Origin of the sequence: Pseudomonas sp. GD04058, from assembly GCF_029836855.1 — a bacterium.
GTDB classification, from domain to species: Bacteria; Pseudomonadota; Gammaproteobacteria; order Pseudomonadales; family Pseudomonadaceae; genus Aquipseudomonas; species Aquipseudomonas bharatica.
In genome coordinates this window covers 33,683-39,988 of the sequence record NZ_JAOECN010000043.1, presented here as the reverse complement: position 1 = coordinate 39,988, position 6,306 = coordinate 33,683, and the positions used below count along the sequence as shown (strand labels likewise).

Below are 6,306 nucleotides of genomic sequence, written 5' to 3'. Positions count from 1 at the left end.
CAACAACAACACTTTAAAGGGCAGGCACCTGCCAATCGATCGGCGCCATCCCGTGCTGTTCGAGGAACTTGTTGGTGCGGCTGAAATGGCCACAACCAAGGAAGCCGCGATAGGCCGACAGCGGCGAAGGGTGCACCGAGGTCAGCACCAGGTGCTTGCTGGCATCGATCAGCTTGCGCTTGCTCTGGGCATGCGAGCCCCAGAGCAGGAACACCGAGTTGGGCTGGTGCTCGCTGACGACCTGGATGATCCGGTCGGTAAAGAACTGCCAGCCCTTGTTGGCGTGGGACGCCGCGTTGGCCCGTTCGACGGTCATGGTGGTGTTGAGCAGCAGCACGCCCTGGTCGGCCCAGGATTGCAGGTAGCCGTGGCGCGGAATCTCGATGTTCAGATCGCGCTGCAGTTCCTTGTAGATGTTGACCAGCGATGGCGGCGTCGGCACCCCCGGCTGCACCGAGAAGCACAGGCCATGGGCCTGGCCGGGGCCGTGGTACGGGTCCTGGCCGAGGATCACCACCTTGACCTTGTCCAGCGGCGTGGAATTCAGCGCGTTGAAAATCAGCGGCCCGGGCGGATAGATCTCCTTGCCGGCCGCCTTTTCCTGACGCAGGAATTCACGCAGTTCGTGCATATAGGGTTGGTCGAATTCGGCACGCAGGGCGGCCTTCCAGCTGGGTTCGAGCTTGATACGGTCGTCGTCGGTCATGGGGCCATCCGTTGAACAATGGGGCGGACACTAGGAAAGCTGCCCGCGCTTGTCAATCGATCCGACCGGCAACCGCCGCGATCGCGCACAGCGGCCATACTTGTCTGCTCCAACCGAGCGAGGTCTTCCATGGCTGTGCAGTTCGAAGTTCTGACCGGTGTCGATGGCGCGCGCCTGGGCATCGCCACCCTGGATGCCCCGGCGAGCCTGAATGCGCTGTCGCTGCCGATGATCGAACAACTGGGTGCCCACCTGCGCGCCTGGGCACAGGATCCGGCGATCGTCTGCGTGCTGTTGCGCGGCAATGGCGCCAAGGCCTTCTGCGCGGGCGGGGAAGTTCGCCAACTGGTCGAAGCGTGTCGCGCCCATCCCGGCGAAGTGCCGCCGCTGGCGGCGACGTTCTTCGCCACCGAGTATCGCCTGGACTATCTGTTGCACCACTATCCCAAGCCGCTGCTGTGCTGGGGCCACGGCCATGTGCTCGGTGGCGGCATGGGCCTGCTTCAGGGCGCCGGGGTGCGGATCGTCACGCCGTCGAGCCGGCTGGCGATGCCGGAAATCAGCATCGGCCTGTATCCGGATGTCGGTGGCAGCTGGTTCCTTTCCCGGCTGCCCGGGCGCCTTGGCCTGTTCCTCGGCCTGACCGGCGCGCCGATCAACGCACGCGACGCACTCGATCTCGGGCTTGCCGACCGGTTCATGAAGGAAGACCAGCAGGATCAACTGATCGATGGGCTGCTGCAGCTGAACTGGCAGGAACAGACCGCCATGCAGCTCAACAGCCTGCTCAGGGCCCTGGAGCAGGAAGCCCGCGATGAATTGCCCGCGCCGCAGTGGCTGCCGCGCCGCGAACGGATCGACCGGGTGCTGGATGTCAGTGATCCGGCCTGTGCCTGGCGCGCCATCGGGCAGCTTGAACACCAGCCCGACGTACTCCTGGCCAAGGCCGCGGGAACCTTGCTCAAGGGTTGTCCACTCACGGCCCATCTGGTCTGGGAGCAACTACGACGGGCGCGTCACCTGTCCCTTGGCCAGGTGTTGCAGATGGAATATGCGATGAGCCTGAACTGCTGCCGCCATCCGGAATTCAGCGAAGGCGTGCGCGCCCGGCTGCTGGACAAGGACAACGCACCACGCTGGCACTGGCCGGATATCAGCCAGGTGCCGGCGGCGGTGGTCGAGGCGCATTTCAGCAAGGTGTGGGAAGGAAGACACCCCCTCGCCGACCTGGCGTAGGGGGTGTCGGAGTCACTCAGTGATAACGGCCGCGACCGCGGTCGTCCTGGTCGCCCTGGCGGTTTTGACGGTCGCGCCAGTCGCCGCGGTTGTCGCGATGGCCGCGGTTGTCGCCACGGTCATGGTCGCGGTCCCAGCCACGGTTCCAGCCATGGTTGTCCGGGCGTCCCGGCCCGCGGGCATCCCAGCCACCACGCATGGGCGGCGCCGGACGGTAGTAAGGCACGGGTGCCGGACGGTAATAACGTGGCGCCGGCGTGTAGTAGCGTGGCTGCGGGGCGACGTAGTAGCCACGGTTGTAGCCATAGGGATAGGCCGGATAAGCGTAACGGTCGACGGAATAGACATCGGTTCGGTAGTAGCCACCGCCTCCGTAGGGTACACAAGCGGTAATCAGCAAACCCAGGACAGCAAGCAAAGCGAGTCGGCGATACATGGCGGCCTCCTGGACCGCGAAACTGCCGGACCCAGCGGCGCTGGTCGGCGTCGATCGGCAAGCGTTCATCGACACAGAATCAGACAACGAAAACAGCGTGCGGTGCGACTTTGGAAATAATTTGTAACCACCCCTTTGACCCTGAAATTCGTCCAGTTATTTTTTCCCGCCGCCTCTAGAATAGAGGCCATCGGTTCTCCGCCTGCGGGATTGCCATGCCCCTTCGCTCCGCCCTGTTTTCGCAACGCTCCCTGCTGTTGACCTTGCTGTTGCTGCTTGGCTGTGGATTTCTCGCAACCTCGCTGGTGAGCTACTACGCCTCGCGCAGCGCGATCCGCGACGGCATCATCAATACCGAGCTGCCGCTGACCTCGGACACCGTGTATTCGGAAATCCAGAAGGACCTCATCCGTCCCATCGTGGTCTCGTCGATGCTGGCGCAGAACACCCTGTTGCGCGACTGGACCCTGGCCGGCGAGCACGATCCCGAGGTCATGACCCGCTATCTCAGCGAAGTCGAACGCCAGCAGCGGGCCTACACCGCCTTTTATGTTTCCGAAGCGAGCGGCATCTACTACCAGGCCAAGGGCATCCTCAAGAAGATCGACCCGAGCACCCCGCGCGACCTCTGGTACGCCCGCGTCAAGCAGATGCAGGCGCCCTACGAGATCAACGTCGACATGGACATGGCCAACAAGGACCGCATGACCGTGTTCATCAACTACAAGGTACTCGACGAGCAGAACCGCTTCATGGGTGCCGCCGGCGTAGGCCTGACGGTGGACGCGGTGGTAAAGCTGATCGATGCCTACCAGTTGCGCTACAAGCGTTCGGTGTATTTCGTCGACCCGCGCGGACAGATCGTTCTTACCGGCTCGACCGGCGGACCCGAGGGGGCACGCCCCGGCACCACGCTGCAAAGCATCCCGTCGCTGGCCGGGCTGGTCGAACGCATGCCCATCCCGAGCACCGGCAGCCGCGAGTACCAGCGTGACGATCAACTGCACTTTCTCAATGTGCGCTTCATTCCCGAGCTGGACTGGTACCTGTTCGTCGAAAAGCCTGTCGGCGCCAGCCTGGACGGGGTGAAACAATCGCTGTACCTGAACCTGGCGATCTGCGCGATCATCTCGGCGGTGGTGCTGGCGATGATCAACGGCATGGTTCGCCGCCACCAGGACGGCATCCAGGAACTGGCGACCCTCGACAGCCTGACCCACCTGCACAATCGTCGCGCCTTCGATCTGCTGGCCGCCCAGGCGCTGCTCGACGCCGAACGTGGCGCCCTGCCGCTGACCGCAGTGCTGATCGACCTCGATCATTTCAAGGAGCTCAACGACACCCACGGGCACCTGGCCGGCGACGAGGTGCTGCGCCAGTTCGCCCGCCTGCTCGAAGGCAGCCTGCGCCAGGCCGATATCCTTTGTCGCTGGGGCGGCGAGGAGTTCGTCGTGCTGTTGAAAGACACCGAACTGACCAAGGGCATGGCGGTGGCGGAAAAGATCCGTCAACGCACCGAGCGCAGCGAATTCACCTTCGACGCCAGCCGCGTGTCGCTGACTGCCAGTTTCGGCGTGACCGGGCTGGCGCCCGGCGATACCCTGCGCAGCCTGATCGCCCGCGCCGACCAGGCGCTGTACCGCGCCAAGCAAAGTGGGCGCAACCGTGTCTGCAGCGAACCCGCGAGCCCCGAACATGCCTGACCCGCGTCTATGCCCCGCCTGTGGCGCCAGCAACCACTGCACCCTGGCCGATGCGCGCACTGCCGATCGTGCCTGCTGGTGCTTCAGCGTCAGCATCGACCCGGCGCTGCTCGAAGCCCTGCCTGCGGAGTTGCGCAATGCCGCCTGCCTGTGTCCGGCCTGCGCCCGGGTCGATGAGCAATTGAAGGCTGCCGCGGACACGCCGAACGAGTAGACTGCGCCCCCTTCCTTGCCCCTGCCTCACTGCCATGCGCCTCGACCGCTTCCTGTCCAACCTGCCCTGCTTCAATCGTCAGCAAGTACGCCTGCTGCTGGCAGGGCGGCGCGTGCGGGTGGACGGGCTGGCGGTGAGCGATCCCAGGCACGAAGTGCGGGTCTTCAGCCGGGTGGAAGTGGACGATCAGGTGTTGCAGGCCGGCCGACCGGCGCGCTACTTCATGCTGCACAAGCCCGTGGGCTGCGTCAGCGCAACCCGCGACCCCGAGCATCCAACGGTGCTCGACCTGATCGACGAACCGGACAGGCACGAACTGCATATCGCCGGACGACTGGATTTCAACACCACCGGCCTGATGATCCTGACCAACGACGGCCAATGGTCACGACGCCTGACCCAGCCGCAGACCAAGCTGCCCAAGGTCTATTACGTGGAAACCGAACAGCCGATCCTCGAGGAGTACGTGGCGCGTTTCCGCGAGGGCTTCCACTTCGCGTTCGAAGACCTGGTCACCCAACCGGCTGAATTGATTCTGCTCAGCAGTCACACGGCAAGATTGAGCATTATCGAGGGACGTTATCACCAGGTGAAACGCATGTTCGGTCATTACCAGAACAAGGTCATGCGCTTGCACCGTGAGCGCATGGGGTCGCTGGTCCTCGATCCAGGACTTGCCCCGGGACAGTACCGGGCCCTGCACGCCGACGAGATCCTGTCGGTCTGACATGGCCGACGGGCCAAACAAAAATTTTCCATCAATTGCCCGAACGGCACTTGCGACATCGCGGCCGGGCTGCTTGAATCGAATCGTCGGTCTTCATGTGACTCTACGGTCACAGCTTTAGTCCAAGACACCTTTTCCTTGGCGACCCGCCCCTCGATGCGCGGGCGACCAACGGAATCGCCCGCCTAGAACAACACCCGTCGACCAGCGTGCAGCGGATCGACAAGGGCCCCTCGATTCACTTCAAGGCGTATGCCTACCTGTCACATAGAACGTGCAAGCTTGCTTGGACGGATACCCTTTTTTGCGCCAGGAGTCGATGACATGAGGCCAGAAACCGCTGTGCTGGATATTCAGGGGCAGTACCGGGTTTACACGGAGTTCTACCGTTCGCAAGAAGCCGAGAAGACGATCATCCTGATCAACGGCTCGCTCGCCACCACGGCGTCGTTTTCCCAGGCGGTGCGCAACCTGTACCCGCAATTCAACGTGGTGCTCTACGACCAGCCGTACGCCGGCAAGTCGAAGCCGCACAACCACCACGAACGGTTGCTGACCAAGGAAACCGAGGGGCAGATCCTGCTCGAACTCATCGACCACTTTGCGGCCGACCAGGTCATGTCCTTTTCCTGGGGCGGCGCCTGCACCCTCATGGCCCTGGCCCACAGGCCGCGGCGCATCGAGCGGGCGGTGGTCAGCTCGTTCTCGCCGGTGATCAACGAACCGATGCGCGACTACCTGGAGCGTGGTTCCAGGTACCTGCGCGAGTGCGATCGCTACCAGGTGGGCAGCCTGGTCAACGAGACCATCGGCAAGTACCTGCCGCCGCTGTTCAAGCGCTTCAACTACCGGCATGTCAGCAGCCTGGACAACCACGAATACGCGCAGATGCACTTCCATATCCACCAGGTACTCGACCACGACCTGGAAAACGCCCTGACTGCCGCCAGGGCCATCGATATTCCGGTGCTGTTCATCAACGGTGAGTGGGACGAATACACCACCACCACCGATGCACGGCAGTTCAGCCGGCACGTGCGCAACTCCCAGTTCAGCGAGATCCGCAGCGCCGGGCACTTCCTCGACATGGAAAACAAATCGGCCTGCCGCGACACCCGCATCGCGCTGATCGACTTCCTGAAACCGACGCAGCGTGAACAGCGTGCGCGTTACCAGTACGTGCAGGGCCAGCATGCACTGGCAGTCTGAAGAAAACGGGCGCCTGTAGCCCGGCCACCTGGATCATCGGCCCCACGGGCAGAAGGAAGATCCACGCCCCGGCGC

The 6,306-nt window shown here is 63.4% G+C and carries 7 protein-coding genes; 5 read left to right on the top strand and 2 right to left on the bottom strand.

Annotated features, from left to right (window positions below):
• Positions 1–13 precede the first annotated feature (13 nt).
• Entirely contained in the window at positions 14–706 is a 693-nt protein-coding gene (gene ung / locus N7650_RS24305; protein WP_009399891.1) for a uracil-DNA glycosylase, read from the bottom strand.
• A 129-nt stretch (positions 707–835) separates the two neighbouring features.
• On the opposite strand from ung, the gene N7650_RS24300 reads away from it, so the two are divergent.
• Complete coding sequence (locus N7650_RS24300) at positions 836–1,942, top strand: enoyl-CoA hydratase/isomerase family protein (RefSeq protein ID WP_279900378.1); 1,107 nt, start codon at positions 836–838, stop codon at positions 1,940–1,942.
• Positions 1,943–1,958: 16 nt separating this feature from the next.
• Here N7650_RS24300 and N7650_RS24295 read toward each other — a convergent pair whose 3' ends face one another.
• Positions 1,959–2,378 carry a hypothetical protein gene (locus tag N7650_RS24295; RefSeq protein ID WP_279900377.1) on the bottom strand — a complete coding sequence of 140 codons (420 nt, stop codon included), beginning with the start codon at positions 2,376–2,378 and terminating at the stop codon, positions 1,959–1,961.
• A 215-nt stretch (positions 2,379–2,593) separates the two neighbouring features.
• Here N7650_RS24295 and N7650_RS24290 point away from each other — a divergent pair, with 215 nt between their 5' ends.
• The 4 genes from N7650_RS24290 (at position 2,594) to N7650_RS24275 (ending at position 6,231) form a co-directional block, all read left to right on the top strand.
• Complete coding sequence (locus tag N7650_RS24290; protein WP_279900375.1) at positions 2,594–4,081, top strand: diguanylate cyclase; 1,488 nt, start codon at positions 2,594–2,596, stop codon at positions 4,079–4,081.
• Positions 4,074–4,295, top strand: coding sequence for a cysteine-rich CWC family protein (locus N7650_RS24285; protein WP_279900373.1), 222 nt, complete (start codon positions 4,074–4,076; stop codon positions 4,293–4,295). Before N7650_RS24290 ends, N7650_RS24285 begins: the two co-directional genes overlap by 8 nt.
• Before the next feature lie 34 nt (positions 4,296–4,329).
• On the top strand, positions 4,330–5,022 hold the full coding sequence (locus tag N7650_RS24280) for a 16S rRNA pseudouridine(516) synthase (protein WP_279900371.1): 693 nt from the start codon (positions 4,330–4,332) through the stop codon (positions 5,020–5,022).
• 324 nt (positions 5,023–5,346) lie between these two features.
• The gene (locus tag N7650_RS24275; protein ID WP_279900369.1) at positions 5,347–6,231 is read left to right on the top strand and encodes an alpha/beta hydrolase; all 885 of its coding nucleotides are present in this window, start codon (positions 5,347–5,349) and stop codon (positions 6,229–6,231) included.
• Positions 6,232–6,306: the final 75 nt, after the last annotated feature.

Coding starts and splice junctions, on each gene's coding strand:
- ung (WP_009399891.1), bottom strand. CDS start 706: ATGACCGACGACGACCGTATCAAGCTCGAACCCAGCTGGAAGGCCGCC.
- N7650_RS24300 (WP_279900378.1), top strand. CDS start 836: ATGGCTGTGCAGTTCGAAGTTCTGACCGGTGTCGATGGCGCGCGCCTG.
- N7650_RS24295 (WP_279900377.1), bottom strand. CDS start 2,378: ATGTATCGCCGACTCGCTTTGCTTGCTGTCCTGGGTTTGCTGATTACC.
- N7650_RS24290 (WP_279900375.1), top strand. CDS start 2,594: ATGCCCCTTCGCTCCGCCCTGTTTTCGCAACGCTCCCTGCTGTTGACC.
- N7650_RS24285 (WP_279900373.1), top strand. CDS start 4,074: ATGCCTGACCCGCGTCTATGCCCCGCCTGTGGCGCCAGCAACCACTGC.
- N7650_RS24280 (WP_279900371.1), top strand. CDS start 4,330: ATGCGCCTCGACCGCTTCCTGTCCAACCTGCCCTGCTTCAATCGTCAG.
- N7650_RS24275 (WP_279900369.1), top strand. CDS start 5,347: ATGAGGCCAGAAACCGCTGTGCTGGATATTCAGGGGCAGTACCGGGTT.